General features: G+C 62.8%; 21 protein-coding genes. 9 read left to right on the forward strand and 12 right to left on the reverse strand.

Annotated elements, in window-relative coordinates:
- Positions 1 to 166 precede the first annotated feature (166 nt).
- Positions 167 to 745, forward strand: a complete 579-nt coding sequence (phaR, locus tag IB272_RS13275) for a polyhydroxyalkanoate synthesis repressor PhaR (RefSeq protein ID WP_034802922.1) — start codon at positions 167 to 169, stop codon at positions 743 to 745.
- A 94-nt stretch (positions 746 to 839) separates the two neighbouring features.
- On the opposite strand, the gene IB272_RS13280 is transcribed toward phaR, so the two are convergent.
- The 5 genes from IB272_RS13280 to mtgA form a co-directional block, all read right to left on the reverse strand.
- Entirely contained in the window at positions 840 to 1241 is a 402-nt protein-coding gene (locus IB272_RS13280; RefSeq protein WP_034802925.1) for a membrane protein, read from the reverse strand.
- A gap of 157 nt (positions 1242 to 1398) precedes the next feature.
- Complete coding sequence (gene rpmF / locus IB272_RS13285) at positions 1399 to 1584, reverse strand: 50S ribosomal protein L32 (RefSeq protein WP_034802928.1); 186 nt, start codon at positions 1582 to 1584, stop codon at positions 1399 to 1401.
- A gap of 145 nt (positions 1585 to 1729) precedes the next feature.
- Positions 1730 to 2377 carry a glutathione S-transferase family protein gene (locus IB272_RS13290; RefSeq protein WP_034802931.1) on the reverse strand — a complete coding sequence of 216 codons (648 nt, stop codon included), beginning with the start codon at positions 2375 to 2377 and terminating at the stop codon, positions 1730 to 1732.
- Positions 2374 to 3108, reverse strand: a complete 735-nt coding sequence (locus tag IB272_RS13295) for a DUF1868 domain-containing protein (RefSeq protein WP_060586560.1) — start codon at positions 3106 to 3108, stop codon at positions 2374 to 2376. The genes IB272_RS13290 and IB272_RS13295 overlap by 4 nt, the downstream gene beginning before the upstream one ends.
- 102 nt (positions 3109 to 3210) lie before the next feature.
- Positions 3211 to 3984, reverse strand: a complete 774-nt coding sequence (gene mtgA, locus IB272_RS13300; RefSeq protein ID WP_060529995.1) for a monofunctional biosynthetic peptidoglycan transglycosylase — start codon at positions 3982 to 3984, stop codon at positions 3211 to 3213.
- Positions 3985 to 4129: 145 nt separating this feature from the next.
- On the opposite strand from mtgA, the gene IB272_RS13305 reads away from it, so the two are divergent.
- From IB272_RS13305 to IB272_RS13315, 3 genes are all read left to right on the forward strand, one after another.
- Positions 4130 to 5044, forward strand: a complete 915-nt coding sequence (locus IB272_RS13305) for a polyprenyl synthetase family protein (RefSeq protein ID WP_060586561.1) — start codon at positions 4130 to 4132, stop codon at positions 5042 to 5044.
- A 4-nt stretch (positions 5045 to 5048) separates the two neighbouring features.
- Positions 5049 to 6104: a histidinol-phosphate transaminase gene (hisC, locus tag IB272_RS13310; protein WP_060586562.1), complete on the forward strand. Its 1056-nt coding sequence runs from the start codon at positions 5049 to 5051 to the stop codon at positions 6102 to 6104.
- An 82-nt stretch (positions 6105 to 6186) separates the two neighbouring features.
- Positions 6187 to 6828 carry a LysE family translocator gene (locus IB272_RS13315; protein ID WP_034802945.1) on the forward strand — a complete coding sequence of 214 codons (642 nt, stop codon included), beginning with the start codon at positions 6187 to 6189 and terminating at the stop codon, positions 6826 to 6828.
- A 28-nt stretch (positions 6829 to 6856) separates the two neighbouring features.
- Here IB272_RS13315 and ispG read toward each other — a convergent pair whose 3' ends face one another.
- The 4 genes from ispG to IB272_RS13335 form a co-directional block, all read right to left on the reverse strand.
- Positions 6857 to 8110, reverse strand: coding sequence for a flavodoxin-dependent (E)-4-hydroxy-3-methylbut-2-enyl-diphosphate synthase (gene ispG / locus IB272_RS13320; RefSeq protein ID WP_034803175.1), 1254 nt, complete (start codon positions 8108 to 8110; stop codon positions 6857 to 6859).
- 163 nt (positions 8111 to 8273) lie between these two features.
- Entirely contained in the window at positions 8274 to 9458 is a 1185-nt protein-coding gene (locus IB272_RS13325; RefSeq protein WP_034802948.1) for an MFS transporter, read from the reverse strand.
- A gap of 29 nt (positions 9459 to 9487) precedes the next feature.
- The gene (locus tag IB272_RS13330; protein ID WP_060586568.1) at positions 9488 to 9874 is read right to left on the reverse strand and encodes a glyoxalase/bleomycin resistance/extradiol dioxygenase family protein; all 387 of its coding nucleotides are present in this window, start codon (positions 9872 to 9874) and stop codon (positions 9488 to 9490) included.
- Positions 9871 to 10653 carry a DeoR/GlpR family DNA-binding transcription regulator gene (locus IB272_RS13335; RefSeq protein ID WP_113135854.1) on the reverse strand — a complete coding sequence of 261 codons (783 nt, stop codon included), beginning with the start codon at positions 10651 to 10653 and terminating at the stop codon, positions 9871 to 9873. The genes IB272_RS13330 and IB272_RS13335 overlap by 4 nt, the downstream gene beginning before the upstream one ends.
- A 273-nt stretch (positions 10654 to 10926) precedes the next feature.
- On the opposite strand from IB272_RS13335, the gene IB272_RS13340 reads away from it, so the two are divergent.
- The 3 genes from IB272_RS13340 to IB272_RS13350 all read left to right on the forward strand — a co-directional run bounded on the left by IB272_RS13340 (position 10927) and on the right by IB272_RS13350 (position 13245).
- Positions 10927 to 11700 carry an amino acid ABC transporter substrate-binding protein gene (locus IB272_RS13340; RefSeq protein WP_060586572.1) on the forward strand — a complete coding sequence of 258 codons (774 nt, stop codon included), beginning with the start codon at positions 10927 to 10929 and terminating at the stop codon, positions 11698 to 11700.
- A gap of 106 nt (positions 11701 to 11806) precedes the next feature.
- Positions 11807 to 12487 carry an amino acid ABC transporter permease gene (locus tag IB272_RS13345; protein ID WP_089044284.1) on the forward strand — a complete coding sequence of 227 codons (681 nt, stop codon included), beginning with the start codon at positions 11807 to 11809 and terminating at the stop codon, positions 12485 to 12487.
- Positions 12484 to 13245, forward strand: coding sequence for an amino acid ABC transporter ATP-binding protein (locus IB272_RS13350; protein ID WP_060586573.1), 762 nt, complete (start codon positions 12484 to 12486; stop codon positions 13243 to 13245). The genes IB272_RS13345 and IB272_RS13350 overlap by 4 nt, the downstream gene beginning before the upstream one ends.
- Positions 13246 to 13366: 121 nt before the next feature.
- Here the strand turns inward: IB272_RS13350 and pyc are convergent, their stop codons facing one another.
- Both pyc and IB272_RS13360 read right to left on the reverse strand, forming a co-directional pair.
- Positions 13367 to 16825 (reverse strand): pyruvate carboxylase, encoded by a 3459-nt coding sequence (gene pyc / locus IB272_RS13355; RefSeq protein ID WP_060586575.1) that lies wholly within the window; start codon positions 16823 to 16825, stop codon positions 13367 to 13369.
- A gap of 119 nt (positions 16826 to 16944) precedes the next feature.
- Positions 16945 to 17685 carry an autoinducer binding domain-containing protein gene (locus tag IB272_RS13360; RefSeq protein ID WP_034802969.1) on the reverse strand — a complete coding sequence of 247 codons (741 nt, stop codon included), beginning with the start codon at positions 17683 to 17685 and terminating at the stop codon, positions 16945 to 16947.
- 388 nt (positions 17686 to 18073) lie between these two features.
- Here IB272_RS13360 and IB272_RS13365 point away from each other — a divergent pair, with 388 nt between their 5' ends.
- A complete protein-coding gene (locus IB272_RS13365) occupies positions 18074 to 19831 on the forward strand; it encodes a glucan ABC transporter ATP-binding protein/ permease (protein WP_034802972.1) in 1758 nt (585 codons plus the stop codon).
- A gap of 154 nt (positions 19832 to 19985) precedes the next feature.
- Positions 19986 to 20618: a LysE family translocator gene (locus tag IB272_RS13370; protein ID WP_060586577.1), complete on the forward strand. Its 633-nt coding sequence runs from the start codon at positions 19986 to 19988 to the stop codon at positions 20616 to 20618.
- 29 nt (positions 20619 to 20647) lie between these two features.
- On the opposite strand, the gene opgC is transcribed toward IB272_RS13370, so the two are convergent.
- A complete protein-coding gene (opgC, locus tag IB272_RS13375; RefSeq protein WP_060521488.1) occupies positions 20648 to 21802 on the reverse strand; it encodes an OpgC domain-containing protein in 1155 nt (384 codons plus the stop codon).
- Positions 21803 to 22024 lie beyond the last annotated feature (222 nt).

Below are 22024 nucleotides of genomic sequence, written 5' to 3' on the forward strand. Positions count from 1 at the left end.
CAAGTCAAACGCCTTGATGCAGTGCCACAAAAGCGTCACCTAAAACGCAACCGCAAGATTTTGCACTTGCGTCGCCGCAACGCACAAAGACATTGTCAGCGGCGCGCTTTTGCGGATACTCTGAAAAACGCAATAAAGACGGGATGATGGGGGAGAGGAGACCCTGATGGCGAAGCACGAAGGCCAGATCGTTATCAAAAAATATGCGAACCGGCGGCTCTACAACACCGGGACCAGCACCTATGTCACGCTCGACGACCTGGCTGTGATGGTGAAGAAGGGTGAGGACTTCATCGTTCAGGATGCAAAATCCGGCGAGGACATCACCCATTCCGTGCTGACGCAGATCATCTTCGAGCAGGAGTCCAAGACCGGCAACACGCTGCTGCCGATCTCCTTCCTGCGCCAGCTGATCTCGTTCTACGGCGACCAGATGCAGATGGTGGTGCCGAGCTATCTCGAACACTCGATGCAGGCTTTCACCGAGCAGCAGTCGCAGATGCGCGAGCAGATCAACAAGGCCTTCGGCGACACGCCGCTCGGCAAAAACCTGCAGGTTCCGCTGCAACTTGTCGAAGAGCAGGTGCGTCGCAACACCGAGATGTTCCATCAGGCCATGCAGATGTTTTCGCCCTTCATCACCGCGCCGCCCGTGAAGGAAACAAAGAAGGCCGAAGCCAAGGATATCGACGAGCTGAAGGAGCAGCTTCGCGCGCTCCAGACCAAGCTCGACAATCTCGGCTAAGCAGGACCACCAGGCAGGAATACGGTTCCTGCCTTCACCTCACCTGAACAGAGATCGCGGAAATCGGGGCGGCGTCGCCCCGAACCGTCTGGACCTAGAGGCCGATCGACACGTCCCGGCCGGCCGAGCGCATCGACACGGCAAAGCCGGCGATAACATCGATGAAGCTGATGGTCATCAGGATGAAGAAGAGCTGCGTTGCCGCCGGTGCGAGCAGCAGAAATTCGATCAAAAAGACGATGAACAGGATCATCGAGAGCAGATGATCCATCAGTGCGCGGCTGCTCGTGCGCGTCGCTTTCAGCAATTCGACGAAGAGCAGCAGCAGGGCGCCGACGATCAGAAGGTCGCCGAAGCGCATCGTCCAGGTCGCGCCTGATAGCATGGAGAGCGACACCATGTCGGCGTTCAGGCCGGCGAGGCCGCCGAACATTCCGATCATCGCGAGATTGTAGATTGCAAAAGGCAGGATCAGCAGCGGTATGGCAGCAAGCATCAGAACTCCTTGACCGCGTTTATGGGGAACCATGTTTATGCGGCGTCGTCACGCAAGGCGCCAGCGATACCACGGCGTCCAAGCAAGATCATGTCAGATGCAAAACAAAAGGGCCGGCAGAGCCAGCCCTTTGAACCTAATCCGCGAACGGAAACGCTTATGCGCTTTCCTTCGGGGTCAGAACCTGACGGCCACGGTACATGCCGGTCTTCAGGTCGATGTGGTGAGGGCGACGCAGTTCGCCGGAGTTCTTGTCTTCGACGTAGGTCGGGGTCTTCAGAGCGTCAGCCGAACGGCGCATGCCACGCTTGGACGGGCTCGTTTTTCTTTTAGGTACAGCCATTTCATTCTCCACTTATCGGGCAAACACTGTTCAGCAGCCGAAATGGCCGTGTAAAACAGATGTTAATCACGGAAATTTGGCGCGCTTATACATGGACAACTGCCGTTTGACCAGTCCCCACGGGCAATTTTTCGACTCGACCTTTTCAGACCTCGTCTTCGGCGACGACCCACGGCTCTGCGCGGGCGGCCTCCTCCCATTTCAGGAACGCCGGATGTGCCTTCACGCGGTTCATGTAGCCGAGCGTTTCTCGATCCGCAACGAGATCATAGACGTCGAAGCGGTTAACCACAGGCGCGTACATCGCATCGGCCGCGCTGAAGGACCCGAAGAGGAACGGGCCACCGGAACGCGCAAGCGCCTCCGTCCAGATCTGCTCGATACGTGCCACGTCCGCGCGGACGTCCGCGCCAACGTCCAGCGCCTGCTTTGGCCGACGGATGTTCATCGGGCAGGCACCACGCAGAGCGCGAAAACCGGACAGCATCTCCATCGAATAGCTGCGCGCCCGTGCGCGCGCCTGAGGGTCGGCCGGCCACAGCCCGGCGTCGGGAAAGAGTTCGGCGACATATTCGATGATCGCCAGCGATTCCCAGATAAGCAGGTCCCCGTGGCGCAGCAGCGGCACCTTTCCGGTCGGCGAGATCGCCCGGATCTCCGGATTGCCGGCGGCGAAATCGAACGGAATGACCACGTCCGAGAAATCGATGCCGACTGCCGTCATCGCGATCCATGGCCGCATCGACCAGGACGAATAGTTCTTGTTGCCGACATAGAGTGTAAGTCCGGTCATTTCTGTTCCTTGATTGCTGGTCTCTCCGAGAAAACGATCAGTTCCTCGAAATGGTTCATGTCCTCGAACGAGCAGAAGGCCGGCGGATCGAGCGCGATCACCGGCGCCTGCTCGCGCAGAAAAGCGAGCTGCTCGTCCAGCATCGCCTGCCAGCGCGGCAGCGCCGCATCGTCGAGCCAGTCGACGGGGTAGGCATAGGTGATGTGGAATTGGTAGTCGTCATGATCCGGATGGCGATAGCCGAAGGCTTCCGCGAAAGCGTCGCGCCAGGCCTTGAGACCGGCACGGTCGGCGGCACCGTCGCCTTCGAGCGCAAGGCCCGTCGGCGTGATCTCGGTCACGCGGGCGCGGAACTGCTCCAGCGGCGCAAAATGCGCAAGCCGTTCGCAATAGTGCGCCGTCATCACCTCGATCGGCGTATCGAGCGGCATGCCAGCCGGCCAGTAAGGGAGCTTCCGGCGGTGTTCGATGATGCCCTGGAAGATCGTCATGTGCAGGCTGGACGGGTGGGTAAAGGCGAACTGCCCCGCCTCGGGCATCGCCATCACCCGGTCGCGCACCGCAAGCACGGCGGCCTCGGACGGCGATCCGGCGGCAACGTGAGACACAACCGTGTTGCCCGGTTCCGAAAGGAACTGGCCTTCGGTGTTGTAGCGCGTTCCGAGATGTCTCGGCGGGGCATCGTTGGCGCTGCGGCCAAGGGCGAGAAGCGAGGGGGAAATCAAGGTCATGGAGCAATCGGGCCTTTCGAAGGGAGAGAGGCCCAGATGGCAGAACTCTACAACGCGAGCATGACATCGCCCGACGAGCCCATCCAATGAAAAGGTCTGATCCTAATTATAAAGGCAGGTGATGTAACCGCCGGAGCGGCTGGCGCGGCGCTCGATCAGGTTCGCCAGACGCTTGAGACCGCGGCCTGGTTTTCCGGCGTTGCGCTCCTTCGGATTGGGCAGCGACACCGCAAGCAGCGCCGCCTGCCGGCGCGAGAGCTTCGACGCCGAAACCCCGAAATGATGGCGGGCGGCCGCCTCGATACCATAGATCCCGTCGCCCCATTCGGCGATGTTCAGATAGATCTCCATCATCCGCCGCTTGCTCCACACGAAGTCGGCGGCGACCGCCAGCGGCAGTTCCATGCCCTTGCGCAGGAAGGAGCGACCGTTCCAGAGATAGAGGTTCTTGACCGTCTGCATCGGAATGGTGCTCGCGCCGCGGGTCGATTCCCCTTCGAGCGCATCCTCGACCACGCCCCGCATCTGGCCCCAGTCGACGCCGTCATGCGCGCAAAACTGCCCGTCCTCCGACATCATCACCGACTGCACCAGAACCGGGGCGATATCATCGAACTCGACCCATTGCCGATCGTAGCCGCGCAGCAGCACGAGATCGCGCAGCATGAGCGTCGAGACGGGATGGATGAACTCCACCAGGTAGAGAACGATCAGCGCGTAGGGAAGGACGAGAAAGCCCAGGACAGCCAGGACGATCTGGCGGCGACGCGTACGCAACGTCCGGCGAAGCGAAGACCAGCGACTGGAAGGCAATTCGCCCTCCTCGCGCGCTTCCGGAACGACGTTCGCGGCCTGACTGTTCACCTCGCTGTCCATCCGCTTCTCTTAGTGCATGCGCAGGCAGAGTTGAACGGGCTTTCTGGCAAAAGGCAAGGCGCGGAGAAGGCTGTCCCAGGGAAAGCGCGCGGCTGCGACACGAATCCCCGTTGAAAGCCCTCTTCGCCCATGTCAAAGAGCGCGCATGAGCCAGGACACATCGCCTTTTACCCGTCGCCTCGCCACCAATGCCCGCACCGTCGAGGGTCTGCTGGAACGTCTGCTCGGCCAGACGACGGAAGCCGACGAAATCGCCCGGCCGGCAAACCTGCTCGCGGCCATGCGCCACGGCGTGCTGAACGGCGGCAAGCGTCTGCGCCCCTTCCTGGTGATCGAATGCGCCGATCTGCTCGGCGGCAATCGCGATGCGGCCTTGCGCGTCGGCGCGGCGCTCGAATGCGTGCATTGCTATTCGCTGGTCCATGACGACCTGCCGGCGATGGACGACGACGACATGCGCCGCGGCCAGCCGACCGTGCACAGGGCCTTCGATGAGGCGACGGCGATTCTTGCCGGCGACAGCCTGCTGACCTTCGCCTTCGATATCATCGCAGCACCCGAGACAGCGCTTTCGGATGCGCAGAAGGTGGAACTGATCCTGGCGCTCGGACGCGCCGCCGGCCACGGCGGCATGGCCGGCGGACAGGCGCTCGACCTGGCCGCGGAAAAGTCGCCACCGGACGAGGCCGGGATCGTCACGCTGCAGGCGATGAAGACAGGTGCCCTGATCCGCTTTGCCTGCGAGGCTGGCGCCATCGTCGCCGGCGCCGCGAAGGAGGACCGCGCGCGGCTTCGCGCCTTCGGCGAAAAGATCGGCCTTGCCTTCCAGCTTGCCGACGACCTGCTCGACCTTACCGCGGATGCTGAGACCATGGGCAAGGCAACCGGCAAGGACGCCGCCCGTGGCAAGGGCACGCTGGTCGCGCTCAACGGCCAGACCTGGGCGGAAGACCGGCTGGAGCAACTGGTCGCCGAAGCCGAAGCGCTGCTTGCGCCCTATGGAGCGCGCTCGGCCATTCTCGTCGAAGCCGCCCGTTTCATCGCCAATCGCAGGAGCTAGATCCATGAGCAAATACTGGTCGCCGATCGTCTCCAAGCTGAAGCCCTACGTGCCTGGCGAACAGCCGCGCATCGCCAACCTGGTGAAGCTCAACACCAACGAATGCCCCTACGGCCCGTCTGAGAAGGTGCTCGACGCGATCGCCGCGGCAGCGAGCAGCGATCTTCGCCTTTATCCGGACCCGCTGGCGCTGAAGCTGCGCCAGGCCATCGCCGTACGCTATGGCGTGACCGCCGAAGAAGTCTTCGTCGGCAACGGCTCGGACGAGGTGCTGGCGCACATCTTCGCCGGCTTGCTGAAGCACGACGCGCCGCTGCTCTATCCGGATATCTCCTACAGCTTCTATTCGACCTATGCGCGGCTCTTCGAGATCGACACGGTCGAGATCCCGCTCAGCGATCGCTTCGAGATCGATCTCGCCGACTACGACCGGCCCTGCGGCGCGATCATCCTGCCGAACCCGAATGCCCCGACCGGCATCGCTTTGCCGCTCGCCGACATCGAGCGGCTGGTCGCAAGCCATCCGGACCAGCCCGTCGTCATCGACGAGGCCTATGTCGATTTCGGCGGCCAGTCGGCCGCGGAACTGGTTTCGAAATACGAGAACCTCTTGGTCGTCCAGACCTTCTCCAAGTCGCGCGCGCTTGCGGGCTTGCGCGTCGGCTTCGCTATTGGCCAGAGCCCGATGATCGAGGCGCTGGAACGGGTGAAGGACAGCTTCAACTCCTATCCGCTCGGCCGCCCGGCCCAGGCCGGCGCCATCGCCGCGATCGAGGATGAAGCCTGGTTCGAGGAGACCCGCGCCAAGATCATCGCGTCGCGCGACCGGCTCACGGCCGAACTGACAGCGCGCGGCTTCGAGGTGCTGCCTTCGTCGGCAAACTTCGTTTTCGCACGGCATCCCGGCCATAACGGAGAAACGCTGATGAAGGCGCTCCGCGATCGCGCCGTGCTGGTGCGCCATTTCGCCAAGCCGCGCATCTCCGATTTCCTGCGCATCACCATCGGCACCGATGCCGAATGCGCGCGCCTGATCGAGGCGCTAGACGAGATCCTCTAAGTTGTCTCGGTGACATTTTCGCCGTTTCAAACAAGCGATGGACTGATCTAGCCTCCGGCGACCGAGCCGGAGCTTGTCTTACATGTTCGACCTGACGCCCTATCTGCCGCAGCTTCTCATTGCCTGGACCGCCTATCTGATCGCGACCGCATCGCCGGGGCCGGCGATCCTGGCGATCATCACCACCTCGGTCAGCCAGGGACGAAAGGCGGGCCTGGCGCTTGCCCTTGGCGTTCTGACGGGAAGTTACACCTGGGCAATGCTGACGGCCTCCGGTCTCTCGGCGCTGATCCGCGCCTATGGCCACGCGATCATCGTGCTCAAGATCGCCGGCGCCTGCTATCTCTTCTGGCTCGCCTATAACGCGCTACGCGCCGCCATGCGCAGCGACAAGAGCGCGATCGTACCGACGGCAAAGGTGCAGACCTCGCTGAAGCGGCTCTATCTCAAGGGGCTCGGCATCCACCTGACGAACCCCAAGGCGATCTTCTCCTGGATCATGCTGGTGTCACTCGGCATGCCCGCGGGCGCGCCGGTCGGCGTTACCGCCACTTTTATCGGCGGCTGCATGGTCTTGGGTCTGATGACCTTCTGCGGCTTTGCGATCGTCTTCTCGCTCACGCCGGTACACCGCGCTTATCTCAAGTCCAGGCGGTTGATCGAGAGCCTGATGGCCGGCTTCTTCGCCTTTGCCGGCTTCAAGCTGCTGACATCACGGCTCTGAGGCCACAGCGTGGACAAAGCGCGGCTGCTTACTCAGCGGCCGCCTGGCCGCGGCCGTAGCGCTTCTCGATATAGTCGGAAACCAGCGTCTCGAAGTCGCCGGCAATGTTGGGGCCGCGCAGTGTCATTGCCTTCTCGCCGTCGATGAAGACGGGGGCGGCCGGCATTTCGCCGGTGCCGGGCAAAGAGATGCCGATATCGGCATGTTTGCTTTCGCCCGGGCCGTTGACGATGCAGCCCATGACCGCGACCTTCAGGCCCTCGACGCCGGGATACTTCTCGCGCCAGACCGGCATGTTGCGGCGGATGTCGTCCTGGATCTTCTGGGCGAGTTCCTGGAACACCGTGGACGTGGTGCGTCCGCAGCCGGGACAGGCGGCAACAACAGGGATGAACTGACGGAAACCCATGACCTGCAGCAATTCCTGCGCCACCTGCACCTCGCGGGTGCGGTCGCCGCCGGGCTCAGGCGTCAGCGAAATGCGGATCGTATCGCCGATGCCCTGCTGCATGAGGATGCCGAGCGAAGCGGACGAGGCGACGATGCCCTTCGTGCCCATGCCGGCCTCGGTGAGGCCGAGATGCAGTGCGTGGTCCGAGCGGGCCGACAACATGGCATAGACGGCGATCAGGTCCTGAACGCCGGAAACCTTGGCCGAAAGGATGATGCGGTTGCGCGGCAGACCGATCTCTTCGGCGAGTTCCGCCGAGAGCAGCGCCGATTGCACGATCGTCTCGCGCGTCACCTCTTGCGCCGTCAGCGGAAAACCGTTCGCCTTGTTCTCGTCCATCAGCCGCGTCAGCAGTTCCTGGTCGAGCGAACCCCAGTTGACACCGATGCGCACCGGCTTGTCGTAGCGGATCGCCATCTCCACGATCTCGGCGAACTGCTTGTCCTTCTTGTCCTTGAACCCGACATTGCCCGGATTGATGCGATACTTCGCAAGCGCCTCGGCGCAGGCCGGATGATCGGCAAGCAGCTTGTGGCCGATATAGTGGAAGTCGCCGACGAGCGGCACGTCGAGACCAAGGCGCTCGAGCCGCTCGCGGATCTTCGGCACCGCCGCCGCACTCTCGTCGCGGTCGACGGTGATGCGCACCAGTTCCGAACCGGCCTTGTGCAGCGCGGCCACCTGGGCCACGGTCCCATCGATATCGGCCGTATCGGTGTTGGTCATCGACTGGACCACGACCGGTGCGCCGCCCCCGACGATGACGCCGCCGACATCGACGGCGACGGAGGCGCGGCGGGGCTGCGGATCGAAATCGAAGGCGGAAGACATGAAGGCCTCTTCGTGGGTCACTGAGCCGGGCGAGGATGCGGGCAGAACCCGCATGGACTTTCCTCAACTCGCCCTGGCCATTTGCCCATCAGGTGGATGAGGAAAGCCTGATTGTCAACGGCGACATCATGCCCTGACGGCGATTTGATGGCGCCGTTCCGTCTCAGTGCCCCTTAGCGTGATCCGCATGGATCGCATGGTGCGACAAGAGAAGCACGACGATGAAGAGCAGCGGCACCGAGGCGAAGATGATGGCAAAGCCCGTATGCTCGGCAACGAAGCCGATCAGCGACGGTGCGAACAGCATGCCGGAATAGCCCATGAAGGTCGCGACCGAGAGCCCGATGCCCGGCTGCAGGCCCGGCATGTTGCCGGCGGCCGAGAACGCGATCGGCACCATGTTGGAGATGCCGATGCCGGCGATCGCAAAACCGAGGATGGCGATATAGGCATTGGGCGCCGTGCCCGCGACGATCATGCCGACGAGTGCCGTGACGGTGCAGATGCGGAGCGTCCGTTTGGCGCCGAAGCGATCCCGCACGAAATCGCCGGCAAAACGCATGGTCGCCATGGTGGCGGAGAAGGCGGCAAAGCCGAAGCCGGAAAGCTCAACGGAGGCGCCAAGCTCGTTGCGCAGATAAAGCGCACCCCAGTCGAGCACTGTGCCCTCAGGCACCATCGAGAACAGCGCCATGATGCCGATCAGCCAGGGGAGCGGCGTCATCGGCAGGCGCAGCTTTTCCTTGGCTGCGCCTGGATGCGGCTTGTCAGCCAGGATCATCGGCCAAGCGGCGACGATCAGTACCAGGCAGATCGCAGTGACGACAAGGACATGCGGCAGCACACCGAAGCGGGCCATGAGGAAGCCGCCGATACCGGCACCGATCAGGCCGCCGAGGCTCCAGTAGGCATGGCAGGACGACATGATCGCACGGCGCATGGATTTCTCGACCTCGACCGCATTGGCGTTCATCGCGACGTCCATCGCGCCGGCAAAACCGCCAAGCAGGAACATGGCGACAGCCGCCGTCCAGACATCGGGGACAAGCGTCAGAAGCAGAAGCAACGGCGACAGGATGATGGCGGTGACCTTGACCACCTTCTGCGACCCCACACGGGCGATGTAGCCGCCGGCAATCGGCATGAGTACCAGCGAGCCAATACCGAACATCAGGATCAACAGGCCGAGCACGCTTTCGCTGATGCCGAGCCGGTCCTTGAATTCCGGGATCTTCGGCGCCCAACTGCCGATGACGAAGCCGTTCAATAGGAAGAGCAGCGAAACCGCCAGCCGGTTGCGGGTCATGTAACCCTGGCGGACGGTCGCGGAAGGAGAACGTTGGTCCATGGTCTTGCCTCTGTGCCGGGTCGCCCGGCTCAAATTGTGATTTCGATCAGATTTCCATCGGGGTCGCGAACAACAGCCTCATAGAAGCCATCGCCGGTCCATCGCGGCTTTGCGACCAGAATGCCCTTAGCCTCGGCGCGCGCGGCCATCGCCTCGACCGCCTGCTCGCTCCCGAGCGACAGCGCCACATGGGCAAGGCCGGTACGTTCTTCAGCCGGATCGGCCGGCCCAACCCAGGGGCCTTCCATGATCTCGAATGCCGGCCCGTCGCCAAGCGTCAGGAACCGCGAGCGAAAGCCCGGCCGCCGTCGGCTTTCATAGATCTCGCCGACTTCGGCGCCGAAGAAGGACGACCAGAAGCAGGCAATCGCCTCGAGGTCCCGCGTCCAGAGCGCCACATGCGTGATCGTCGTCATTCCGTCTCTCCCGCCATCAGGACCTCTGCCCTTGTCGCCTCGAAGGCCGACCGATACTCGGCCGACGCATCCGCCTCGAGCAGCAGCGTCACCTTGTCATTGATATCAACGACCCCGTGCGCGGCGGCCGTACCGAGCTTGTCGCTGGTGACGGCGACAACCAGGCGCCGGCTGCGCAACGCAATGAGCCGCTTGAATTCCGCATCCTCGAAATAGATCGCCGTCAGGCCCGCAACGGCGTCGGCGCCGCACGTGCCGAGAAAGCAGAGATCGGGTCGGAGCAGCTCCGCATCGCGCTGAGCCCGCGCGCTGATCGCCGCACCGACGGCACGGTTGAGCGGGCCGCCGAGCAGGATCAGATCGACACCCGGCTTCTCCATGAGCGCGACGGCAATCAGCGGTGTGTTGGTGACGACGGTGACCGGCAGCTCCGGCTCGATCAGTTGCGCGATCGCAAGATTGGTCGAGCCGGCATCGAGAAACACGGTCATATCAGGCTTGATCAGGCCGACCGCCGTGCGCGCCAGCGCCGCCTTGCGTTCCGGCGCCATCGCCACCCGTTCTCGCAATGTGCTGTGGGCCGCCGGCGCGACCGGAAGTGCGCCACCATAGACGCGCTCGCACAGTCCTGCCGCGGCCATTTCCCGGAGATCGCGGCGGATCGTGTCTTCTGAAACGCTAAGCTCAGCCGCAAGATCAGCAGCCAGCACCCGGCCATTGGCCTTCAACCGCTCCTGGATCAGCGTCTTTCGCTCACGAAGAAGGAGTTCCCCTGACATTTTCACCAACCGTGCATAAACGTGCATGAATCGCCATAAATGCGCATAGCAATTTTTGAAACCGTTTTCAAGCCGGCACAGCGCCCAAATCGGAGCGGCGCGCGAATTTCGACAAACCGTGGCTTTTGCGCGCAATCGGGGTCAATTCGAGGAAAATTCTTCATCAAAACGCTCAGGAATTGGTGTTTTATACGCTCAGATCGCCGATTTTTTATGCGATTGTCCGCTCAATCCGGACGCCGGGCCGGGCAAGAAAGAAGATGGAAAATCACGATGAAACTCCTCCCCACGCTGTTTGCCGCCGCTCTGATGCAGGTTGCCGCACTTGGCTCCGCTGAAGCCGGCGAGAACCTCGATGCGATCAAATCTGCCGGTGTCCTGAAGATCGGCACCGAGGGCACCTATGCCCCGTTCACCTATCACGACGCCTCCGGCGCGCTCGTCGGCTTCGACGTGGAGATCGGCCAGGCCGTCGCCGAGAAGCTCGGCGTCAAGGCTGAATACCTCGAAGGCAAGTGGGACGGCCTGATCGCCGGCCTCGACGCCAACCGCTACGACACGGTCATCAACCAGGTCGGCATCACCGAGGAGCGCAAGAAGAAGTACGACTTCTCCGAACCCTATATCGCCTCCAAGGCCGTGCTGATCGTCAAGAGCGACAACGAGGAGATCAAGGGCTTTGCCGATCTCAAGGGCAAGAAGTCGGCCCAGTCGCTGACCAGCAACTTCGGCAAGCTCGCAACCGCGTCCGGCGCCGAACTCGTCGGCACCGACGGCTTCGACCAGTCGATCCAACTCGTCTTGACCGGCCGTGCCGACGCGACGATCAACGACAGCCTCTCCTTCCTCGACTTCAAGAAGAAGAAGCCCGACGCCCCGGTCAAGATCGCCGCTGAGCAGGCCGATGCCGACTTCTCCGGCATCATCATCCGCAAGGGCGAGCCGGAACTTCTCGAGGCGATCAACAAGGCGCTCGTCGACATCAAGGCCGACGGCACCTACGACAAGATCTCGCAGAAGTACTTCGGCGCCGACGTCTCGAAGTAACCCGATCACTGGGCCCTCGGCCGGTTTCTCAGCCGGCCATTCTCGGCTATGAAAAGCGATCCGTTCCGGACCCCGGGGCGGATCGCGCTTTTTGAAAGGCTCGCCCTTGACCACCTGGCTCCCACTGATGCTGGAATCCTTGCCGTCCCTGCTCTGGGCCGGCCTGACCTTTACCATCCCCCTGACGCTGCTTTCCTTCATCTTCGGCCTGATCCTGGGGCTCGTCACCGCCGTCGCCCGGCTCTTCGGGCCGGCACCGGTCGCCTGGATCGCGCGCTTTTACGTCTGGGTGATCCGCGGCACGCCGTTGCTGGTCCAACTGTTCGTGATCTTTTACGGCCTGCCGAGCGCCGGCATCCTGCTCGACGCCTTCACCGCAGCGCTCATCGGCTTCTCGCTGAATGTCGGCGCCTACACCTCCGAGATCATTCGCGCGGTGATTTCGTCGGTCCCGCGCGGACAATGGGAGGCAGCCTATTCGATCGGCATGAGCTGGAGCCAGGCGATGCGCCGCACGATCCTGCCGCAGGCAGCCCGCGTCGCCGTGCCGCCATTGTCGAACACGTTCATCTCGCTGGTGAAGGATACGTCGCTTGCCGCCGCCATTACTGTGCCCGAGATGTTCCAGACAGCGCAGCGCATCGTCGCCACCACCTACGAGCCGCTGATCCTCTACATCGAGGCGGCGCTGATCTATCTTGCCATGAGCTCCGTTCTTTCCGCCCTGCAGGTCAGGCTGGAGCGACGCTTCGCCCGCTATGGCGGCTTCCTGGAGGCACGCACATGATCGAGCTCTCCCACATCGAAAAGCGCTTCGGCGACAATCTCGTGCTGAAGGATATTTCCGTGACGCTCGCCGAGGGCACTGTGACCGCGCTGGTCGGCCCGTCCGGCGGCGGCAAGAGCACGCTGCTGCGCTGCATCAACCTTCTGGAGATCCCGACCTCCGGATCGATCAAGCTTGGCGACGAGAAGCTTGAATTCGCCCCTGGCCGCAAGATCGGCTGGACGGCGATCCAGCGTCTGCGCCGGCAGACCGGCATGGTGTTCCAGAACTTCCAGCTCTTCCCGCACCAGACCGCACTCGGCAATGTCATGGAAGGCCTCGTCACCGTGCTGAAATGGCCGGCGGACAGGGCAAAGACCCGGGCAATGGAACTGCTCGAAAAGGTCGGCATGGCGCACAAGGCCGACGCCTGGCCGGCAACACTTTCCGGCGGCCAGCAGCAGCGCGTGGCGATCGCCCGTGCCCTTGCCCCTTCGCCGCGCGTGCTTCTCTGCGACGAGCCGACCTCGGCGCTCGACCCTGAACTGGCGGAAGAAGTGGTCGAAGTCCTGAGCCGGCTTGCCCGCGAAGGCACCACCATGGTCATGGCCACCCACGACCTCCGGCTCGCCTCGCGCGTTGCCGACAAGGTGATCTTCCTCGACGGCGGCCTCATCGTCGAAAGCGGCGCGCCAAAGACGATCTTCTCGGCGCCCGAGCGCGAGCGAACGAAGAAGTTCATTGCCTCGCTCAGCGCTCCGCACGACTACGAGATCTGAAGGGAAGCATTGGGACCGGTTCCATTGGCCTAGGCGCTAAGCAGCCGTCGTCTCATCCATCGCAAAACAAAAACGGCCGGATTCGCATCCGGCCGTTTTTGTCTGTCCGTTTGGCAAACGCTTACGCGTCGAAGACGATCAGCAGGTCCTTGGCGTCGATCTGGTCGCCGGCGCGCACCAGAACTTCGGCGATCGTGCCGTCCTTCTCGGCATGCAGCGCCGTTTCCATCTTCATCGCCTCGATCGAGAGCAGCACGTCACCGGCCTTAACCGCCTGGCCCGGATGAACCGCGACCGTGGAGATGACGCCCGGCATCGGAGCGCCGAGCTGGGCAGCATTGCCGCCTTCGGCCTTGCGGCGCACGGCGCTCGTCGCACTGCGGTTGCGGTCCGGTACCTTGATCAGGCGCGGCTGGCCGTTGAGTTCGAAGAACACCTTGACCATGCCCTTCTCGTCCGGCTCGCTCTTGGCCTGGTGCAGGATCACCAGCGACTTGCCGCGCTCGATCTCCGGCTGCAGCTCCTCGCCCGGTCCAAGCCCATAGAAATAGGCCGGCGTCGGCAGCACGCTGACCGGACCATAGGTGTCGGCCGCGACCGCGTAATCGGTGAAGACCTTCGGGTACATCAGGTAGGAGGCGAACTCGAAATCGTCGACCTTGCGCTCGAGCTTGTCCTCGATCGCCTTGCGCTCCGCGTCGAGATCGGCCGGCGGCAGCAGCGAGCCGGGAACGGCGGTGTAAGCCTTCTCGCCCTTCAGCGCCTTCTTCTGCAGCGCTTCCGGCCAGCCGCCCGGAGGCTGACCGAGATCGCCCTTCAGCATCGAGACGACCGAATCCGGGAAGGCGATATCCTTGGCCGGGTTCTCGACGTCGGCGACCGTCAGGTCTTGCGAGACCATCATCAGCGCCATGTCGCCGACCACCTTGGAGGACGGCGTCACCTTGACGATGTCGCCGAACATCTGGTTGGCATCGGCATAGGCCTGGGCAACGCGGTGCCACTTGGTTTCCAGCCCGAGCGAACGGGCCTGCTCCTTGAGGTTGGTGAACTGACCGCCCGGCATTTCGTGCAAGTAGACTTCCGACGCCGGTCCCTTGAGGTCGCTTTCGAAGGCGGCGTACTGGTAACGCACTGCTTCCCAATAGAAGGAGATGCGGCGGATCCATTCGGGATCGAGGCCCGGATCACGCTCCGAGCCGCGCAGCGCCTCGACGATCGAGCCGAGGCAGGGCTGCGAGGTGTTGCCGGAAAGCGCATCCATCGCCGCATCGACCACATCGACGCCGCTATCGACCGCGGCAAGCACGGTTGCAGCCGCAATGCCCGAGGTGTCGTGCGTGTGGAAATGGATCGGCAGATCCGTCGCTTCGCGCAGCGCCTTGAACAGCACGCGCGCGGCGGCCGGCTTCAACAGGCCCGCCATGTCCTTGACGGCGATCATGTGCGCACCGGCCTTTTCGAGCTCGGCCGCCAATGCCGTGTAGTACTTGAGATCGTACTTCGGGCGGGCCGAGTTCAGGATGTCGCCAGTGTAGCAGATTGCCGCCTCGCAGATGCGGTTCTCTTCAGCAACGGCCTCCATCGACACGCGCATGTTGTCGACCCAGTTGAGGCAGTCGAAGACGCGGAAGACGTCAATGCCGCCCTTCGCCGCCTGGCGGACGAAGTACTTCACGACGTTGTCGGGGTAGTTCTTGTAGCCGACGCCGTTGGCGCCGCGCAAAAGCATCTGCAGCAGCAGGTTCGGCGCGTCCTCGCGAATGCGGGCGAGACGATCCCACGGGTCCTCGGTGAGGAAGCGCATGGAAACGTCGAAGGTCGCACCACCCCAGCATTCGAGCGAGAACAACTGCGGCAGCGCACGAGCATAGGTGCCGGCGACGCGGGCGATGTCATGCGTACGCATGCGGGTCGCAAGCAGCGACTGATGGCCGTCGCGCATCGTCGTATCGGTCAGGAAAACCTGCTTTTCACCGCGCACCCACTCGGCGAATTTCTTCGGGCCGAGCGCGTCGAGCTTCTGCTTGGTACCGGCGGGGATTTCGCCCTGGATGAACGGCACGACGGGCTTGGCCGCATCCGCCGGCGGCTTCGGGCGGCCCTTGGCCTCCGGATGACCGTTGACGGTGACGTCGGCGAGATAGGTCAAGAGTTTCGTCGCACGGTCCTGGCGCCGGACCTGCTGGAAGAGTTCCGGCGTCGTATCGATGAAGCGGGTGGTGTAGGTGTTGTTGCGGAACTGCTCGTGGCCGATGATCGCCTCGAGGAAGGTGAGGTTGGTCGCCACACCGCGGATACGGAATTCGCGCAGCGCCCGGTCCATGCGGCTGATCGCTTCCTGAGGCGTGCTGCCCGAGGCCGTGACCTTCACCAGCAGCGGATCGTAGTAGCGGGTGATGTAGGCGCCGGTATAGGCCGTGCCGCCGTCGAGACGGATGCCGAAACCGGCCGCCGAACGATAGCCGGTGATGCGGCCGTAGTCGGGAATGAAGTTCTGTTCCGGATCTTCCGTGGTGATGCGGCACTGCAGCGCGTGGCCGTTGAGGCGGATGTCAGCCTGGTCAGGCACACCCGATTGCGGCGTGCCGATCGCCTCGCCGTCGAGAATGTGGATCTGCGCCTTGACGATGTCGATGCCGGTCACCACTTCGGTGACGGTGTGCTCGACCTGGATGCGCGGGTTCACTTCGATGAAGTAGAACTTGCCGGTGTTCACATCCATCAGATACTCGACGGTACCGGCGCCGATGTAGTTGGTCGCCTTGGCGATCTTCAGCGAGTAGTTGGCCAGTTCCTGCCGCTGCGCATCGGAGAGGTAGGGCGCCGGCGCGCGCTCGACGACCTTCTGGTTACGGCGCTGGATGGAGCAGTCGCGCTCGAACAGATGCACGACATTGCCGTGGGTGTCGCCGAGGATCTGGCTTTCGACGTGGCGGGCGCGCTCGACCAGCTTTTCGAGATAGACCTCGTCCTTGCCGAAGGCGGCCTTGGCCTCGCGCTTGGCTTCCGTCACCTCGCGGATCAGATCCTTCGGATCGCGAATGGCGCGCATGCCGCGTCCGCCGCCGCCCCAGGAGGCCTTGAGCATGACCGGGTAGCCGATCTCGGCGGCGAGGCGATGGATTTCCTTTTCGTCGTCCGGCAGCGGATCGGTGGCCGGCACGACCGGAACGCCGACGGAAATAGCGAGGTTGCGGGCTGCGACCTTATTGCCGAGCTGACGCATCGTCGCCGGGCGCGGACCGATGAAAATGATGCCGGCGGCGTCACAGGCATCGACGAATTCCGGGCTTTCCGACAGCAGGCCGTAGCCCGGATGAATGGCGTCGGCACCCGAGAGTTTGGCGACGCGGATCACTTCCTCGATCGACAGGTAGCTTTCGATCGGGCCGAGGTCGCGCGCAAGATGCGGGCCGCGGCCGATCTGGTAGCTTTCATCCGCCTTAAAGCGGTGCAGCGCGAGTTTGTCCTCTTCCGCCCATATCGCGACCGTTTTCAGACCGAGTTCGTTTGCAGCGCGAAAAACGCGGATGGCAATTTCAGAACGGTTGGCAACAAGGATCTTCGAGATAGGCAAGTCGGTCTCCTCAATGACTTGATATTGCGGGAAATGCTGCACCCGCGAAATAAAGTATTAGCGGGTCACCGGGCAGAGCGCAATTTCAGATGCGACAGGAAACCGAATGCCTTTCGACTTTAGGAAATCAGGCCGAGACGGAAGGCGATCGCCACGACGTGGTGGCGGTTCTTGGCCTTCAGCTTTTCCTGGATTCCGTTCATGTACCAATCGACCGTGTGGCTCGAAATATCCAGCACCTTGCCGATGTCGTTGGAGGTCAGTCCGTCGGCGAGATAATTGAGGGCTTCCATTTCGCGCCGCGTCATTTGCACTTCGACACGCGAACCGAGCTCGGCCGAAACCTCGGGGTCGGTCAGGTCCAAGAGCTTCCAGAACAGCCGCTTGGCGATCGAGTCGAACAGGCTGATCTCGACAGGGCTCAGGTCGACGACGCGGCCGCCGACCGTCAGGTTGCCGAGCAGACCGCGCCGGCCGTGCACCGGGAAGATGTAGCCGTCGTAGAGACCGTGGTTGCGGGCCTCGATCATCATGCTTTCCATGCGCTTGCGATGCGGATCGGAGCGGAAAGCAAACAGCGTATCGCGCCAGCGGAAACCACGCTGGGCATGGCCGAGATAGCGGATGGTCGGGTCGATCACCACGAACTTCTTGCGGATATAGATCTGCGGCCAGCCCTCGGGCCAGCGACCGGCAAGCAGCAGCCTCAGCGGGTTGTCATGCGGCTTGGGCTGGCGCACGACGCCGTAGAAGTCGAAGCCGCAGCGATCGAGCAGGCGCTCGAATTCCGGGATGATTTCCTCGCGTGTCTTCATCTCCTCCAGAAGCGCGAGAAACTGTACGAGCAGCGTAATGTTCATGGATCACCTTCCAGGTCGATGCATATGGTCGCATTTCCGAATCCGGACATAAAGGCACCGTTCAGCGACCATTCATGTTGCACCCGCGATAATCCGTCATACCACGCCCGGTCTTATGCGAAATATGCAAGAAATCGGAGTTGGCACGACAGATAGCAGACTATGAATATTCTCGCCAAGCTCACAGACGAGCGAAACGGGAAAACGAGTGGCTGCCCTGCGTCCGGCTACGGCTTCCCATTGCCGCAAAAGACCGTCTCAGCGCGGCCCCGAGTGCTCTAACGGCGCGAGGCTTCAATGCTCGCCATGGGGAACCTCGAGGACGCGGGTGCATCCGCCGCAGAAGGTCTGCGGCGCGTCAAATCCGGTACCCGGAAGGGGTGAGACAGTGTCATTGTTCCAGGTGTATGCAAGAGCGCTCCAGTATCTTGCGGTTCACAAGTTTCGCGTCTCAGCGATCGTGCTTGCCAACGTCGTTCTGGCAGCGATCACAATTGCCGAACCGATCCTGTTCGGTCGTATCATCGACGCCATCTCGTCGAAGGGCGAAGTCACGCCGATGCTGCTCATGTGGGCAGGCCTCGGCGTCTTCAACACCGTCGCCTTCGTGCTCGTCGCCCGCGAGGCCGACCGGCTGGCCCATGGCCGCCGCGCCACGCTCCTGACGGAAGCCTTCGGCCGCATCGTTTCCATGCCGCTTGCCTGGCATAGCCAGCGCGGCACGTCCAACGCCCTGCACACGCTGCTTCGCGCCTGCGAAACCCTCTTCGGTCTCTGGCTCGAATTCATGCGCCAGCATCTGGCGACCGCCGTCGCCCTCGTTCTGCTCGTTCCGACCGCCTTTGCCATGGACGTGCGCCTGTCGCTCGTGCTCGTCGTTCTCGGCGCGCTCTATGTGGTGATCAGCAAGGTGGTCATGAGCCGCACCAAGGAGGGCCAGGCTTCGGTCGAGAACCACTACCACACGGTTTTCTCGCACGTTTCCGACGCGATCAGCAACGTTTCGGTCGTGCACAGCTACAACCGCATCGAGGCTGAAACCCGCGAGCTGAAGAAGTTCACCGAGCGGCTGATCTCGGCCCAGTTCCCGGTACTCGACTGGTGGGCACTCGCAAGCGGGCTGAACCGCGTCGCCTCGACCATCTCTATGATGGCGATCCTCGTGATCGGTACCGTGCTGGTGCAGCGCGGCGAACTCGGCGTCGGCGAAGTCATCGCCTTCATCGGCTTTGCCAACCTGCTGATCGGGCGCCTCGACCAGATGAAAGCCTTCGTCACGCAGATCTTCGAAGCTCGTGCCAAGCTCGAGGACTTCTTCACCCTCGAAGACGCCGTGCGCGAACGCGACGAGCCGGCCGGTGCGACCGAGCTGCCGCCGGTTGTCGGCGAGGTCGAGTTCCGCAACGTCTCCTTCGACTTTGCCAACACGAACCAGGGCGTGCACAACGTCTCGTTCACCGCCAAGGCCGGCCAGACGATCGCCATCGTCGGCCCGACGGGTGCCGGCAAGACGACGCTCGTCAACCTCTTGCAACGCGTCCACGATCCGCGCGACGGCCAGATCCTGATCGACGGCAACGACATCTCGAAGGTGACGCGCAAGTCGCTGCGCCGTTCGATCGCCACCGTCTTCCAGGATGCGGGCCTGATGAACCGCTCGATCTCGGAAAACATCCGGCTTGGCCGTGACGACGCGACGATCGAGGAAGTCATGGCTGCCGCCGAAGCGGCTGCTGCCTGCGACTTCATCGAGGGCCGCACGACCGGTTACGATACGGTCGTCGGCGAGCGCGGCAACCGTCTGTCGGGTGGCGAGCGCCAGCGTGTGGCCATCGCTCGCGCCATCCTCAAGAACGCGCCGATCCTGGTGCTCGACGAGGCGACCAGCGCGCTCGACGTCGAAACCGAGAACCGCGTCAAGGATGCGATCGATGCGCTGCGCAAGAACCGCACGACCTTCATCATCGCCCACCGCCTGTCGACGGTGCGCGAGGCCGACCTGGTGGTCTTCATGGACCAGGGCCGGATCGTCGAGATGGGCGGCTTCAACGAGCTCAGCCAGAGCAACGGCCGCTTTGCAGCCCTGCTCCGCGCCAGCGGCATCCTGACGGACGACGACGTCCGCATGAGCCACACGGCAGCGTAACGCTCGCCCGACGTCAGGCAAATCGTACATCAAGCCACCCGCGGTCAGCCGCGGGTGGCTTTTCTTTTTGGGCAAGCGCCGCATCAGGAAGTCTTGTCATTCGCCAAATTATTGGTAGACGGGAATTCCGGCTTCAATTCCAAGGGAATCACCAATGCCGGATATCTCCACCATCGCTCTGTTTGCCGCCGCAAGCCTCGTGCTGACCGCAACGCCCGGCCCTGACATGCTGCTGATTGCGTCTCGCAGCCTCAGCCAGGGCCGTGCCGTCGGGTTTCTCACCTATGCCGGCATCGCGCTTGGCACCTACTGCCATGCGCTCGCGGCGGCGCTCGGCCTCTCGCAGCTCTTCCTCACCGTACCGGTTGCCTATGAGATCGTGCGCTGGGCGGGCTGCGCCTATCTGCTTTATCTCGCCTGGAAGACGGTACGTTCGCATCCCTCGGGCGCGTCCCCGACGTCGACGCTCAAGCGGCTCTCACGCCGGTGGGTCTTCGGCGAGGGACTGATGACCAACCTGCTCAATCCGAAGATGGCGCTGTTCGTGCTGGCCCTTTTTCCCCAGTTCGTGGACCCGAATGGCGGGTCGATGGTCCTGCAGATGCTTCTGCTTGCGACCATCCTGAACGGGATCGGCTTACTCGTGAACGGCACTGTCATCCTTGTTGGCAGCCATCTGCGCGCAAGACTTTCCGGCTTCCGGCGTTTCCCGAAACTGCCGCAATACCTTCTCGCCGGCGTGTTCACGGGGCTTGCCTGCCGCCTGGCGCTGGGTTCCCGAACCTGATGCTGACGCACGGTCAAGGGTGGCGTTTGCTACGCCGCCCTTAGCGGTTTGGCAGACGCGATGCCGCGCAGCCATTCAAGATAATAGGCATAGGCAAAGTGCAGGCCGATGCCGGCGAGCACGAAGAGGCTGCCGAAGACCGGGTTCTTCCCCGTCACGAACAGCAGCACCTGGCCGGACATCGCCAGGATCGTGCCGAAGATGAAGATCGGTAGCGAATGCCGGCCGACCACCGCCAGCGGATGGTCGCGGTCGAGTTTGGCGAGGTTGCTGATTCGAGGCGTCACCGCGATGACGTAGCCGAGCGCCAGCACATGCAGCAATCGCGGCGTGGACAGGAAGGTCTTATCGAAGCCTGTCAGAACGGCCGGAAGACCGAAGGAGAGGTCGATGCTCCAGAACGAGAACAAGACCCAGACGGCGGAAACGGCAAGATAGGCACAGGACAGCATGATCAGCCAGGGCCAGCGCGGCAGCGATCCGCCGTTGCGCACATAGGTCATCATCACCACGCCGATGACGAACAGGAACTGCCAGGACCAGGGATTGAGAAACCAGTAGCCCTCGTCGAGGAAGTTCGACGGCACGAACTTGAAGATGCCCGCAGCGAACCACAGCGCGGCCGAGAGCAGAAGCAGCAGTTTCTTGCTGACGCCGTTCAGCCAGAGGATGCCCGGCAGCAGCAGGAACAGCGCCGCATACATCGACAGGATGTTGTTGTAGCCGAGCTGATGTCCCAAGAGCACCATGGCAACGATGCCCTGCTCCGTCTGCTCCACCATCGGGCGGATGTTGATCTCGCCGATCAGGTCCTGCCTTCCGAAGTAGATCGCGCCGCCGGCAAAGATCGCCAGCGTTACGATGCTCGTCATGATGTGGGCGACGTAAAGCGCCAGGGCCCGGCGCCAGATTTTGAGCGTCATGGCCAGCCGACCGCCGGAGACGAACTTGCCGCCATAGGCGATCCCGACCGAGAGGCCCGAGATTAAGACGAAAGCTTCAGCGGAATCGGAAAAGCCGAAGTTCTTGTGGGTCAGGTATTCGAGATATTGCCCGGGAACGTGATTGACGAAAATCGTCAGAAGACACAGCGCCCTGAACACATCAAGGCGTGTGTCACGCTCCTTCGGAACCAATCGGGCGGACATCGGGTCGACGCCACCCTGAAAAGTCTTTTGCAGCATGCGGTCCGTTTTCCAGGATTTGGCGCCCCTGCCCCATCCCTGTTGAAACGGGTACCGACGTCCCGCCTTTCGCGCGATGCCCGGCACCATGAAGGAGAGCGGGAGGCCATCTGCAGGCGGTTTCCCGCCCGGCACCCCGCTCATGAAATCTACAGCGCCGCGCGTCTTATCAGACGCGCAAAGGTCGCTGTAGGACTTTGAATTCCTGCACGACGCTCAGCC

This window comes from Ensifer sp. ENS08, from assembly GCF_014852195.1.
GTDB classification, from domain to species: domain Bacteria; phylum Pseudomonadota; class Alphaproteobacteria; order Rhizobiales; family Rhizobiaceae; genus Ensifer; species Ensifer adhaerens.

What these genes read in the sequence shown, in the direction of transcription:
- phaR (WP_034802922.1), top strand. Translation starts at nt 167, where the DNA reads ATGGCGAAGCACGAAGGCCAGATCGTTATCAAAAAATATGCGAACCGG.
- IB272_RS13280 (WP_034802925.1), bottom strand. Translation starts at nt 1,241, where the DNA reads ATGCTTGCTGCCATACCGCTGCTGATCCTGCCTTTTGCAATCTACAAT.
- rpmF (WP_034802928.1), bottom strand. Translation starts at nt 1,584, where the DNA reads ATGGCTGTACCTAAAAGAAAAACGAGCCCGTCCAAGCGTGGCATGCGC.
- IB272_RS13290 (WP_034802931.1), bottom strand. Translation starts at nt 2,377, where the DNA reads ATGACCGGACTTACACTCTATGTCGGCAACAAGAACTATTCGTCCTGG.
- IB272_RS13295 (WP_060586560.1), bottom strand. Translation starts at nt 3,108, where the DNA reads ATGACCTTGATTTCCCCCTCGCTTCTCGCCCTTGGCCGCAGCGCCAAC.
- mtgA (WP_060529995.1), bottom strand. Translation starts at nt 3,984, where the DNA reads ATGGACAGCGAGGTGAACAGTCAGGCCGCGAACGTCGTTCCGGAAGCG.
- IB272_RS13305 (WP_060586561.1), top strand. Translation starts at nt 4,130, where the DNA reads ATGAGCCAGGACACATCGCCTTTTACCCGTCGCCTCGCCACCAATGCC.
- hisC (WP_060586562.1), top strand. Translation starts at nt 5,049, where the DNA reads ATGAGCAAATACTGGTCGCCGATCGTCTCCAAGCTGAAGCCCTACGTG.
- IB272_RS13315 (WP_034802945.1), top strand. Translation starts at nt 6,187, where the DNA reads ATGTTCGACCTGACGCCCTATCTGCCGCAGCTTCTCATTGCCTGGACC.
- ispG (WP_034803175.1), bottom strand. Translation starts at nt 8,110, where the DNA reads ATGTCTTCCGCCTTCGATTTCGATCCGCAGCCCCGCCGCGCCTCCGTC.
- IB272_RS13325 (WP_034802948.1), bottom strand. Translation starts at nt 9,458, where the DNA reads ATGGACCAACGTTCTCCTTCCGCGACCGTCCGCCAGGGTTACATGACC.
- IB272_RS13330 (WP_060586568.1), bottom strand. Translation starts at nt 9,874, where the DNA reads ATGACGACGATCACGCATGTGGCGCTCTGGACGCGGGACCTCGAGGCG.
- IB272_RS13335 (WP_113135854.1), bottom strand. Translation starts at nt 10,653, where the DNA reads ATGTCAGGGGAACTCCTTCTTCGTGAGCGAAAGACGCTGATCCAGGAG.
- IB272_RS13340 (WP_060586572.1), top strand. Translation starts at nt 10,927, where the DNA reads ATGAAACTCCTCCCCACGCTGTTTGCCGCCGCTCTGATGCAGGTTGCC.
- IB272_RS13350 (WP_060586573.1), top strand. Translation starts at nt 12,484, where the DNA reads ATGATCGAGCTCTCCCACATCGAAAAGCGCTTCGGCGACAATCTCGTG.
- IB272_RS13360 (WP_034802969.1), bottom strand. Translation starts at nt 17,685, where the DNA reads ATGAACATTACGCTGCTCGTACAGTTTCTCGCGCTTCTGGAGGAGATG.
- IB272_RS13370 (WP_060586577.1), top strand. Translation starts at nt 19,986, where the DNA reads ATGCCGGATATCTCCACCATCGCTCTGTTTGCCGCCGCAAGCCTCGTG.
- opgC (WP_060521488.1), bottom strand. Translation starts at nt 21,802, where the DNA reads ATGCTGCAAAAGACTTTTCAGGGTGGCGTCGACCCGATGTCCGCCCGA.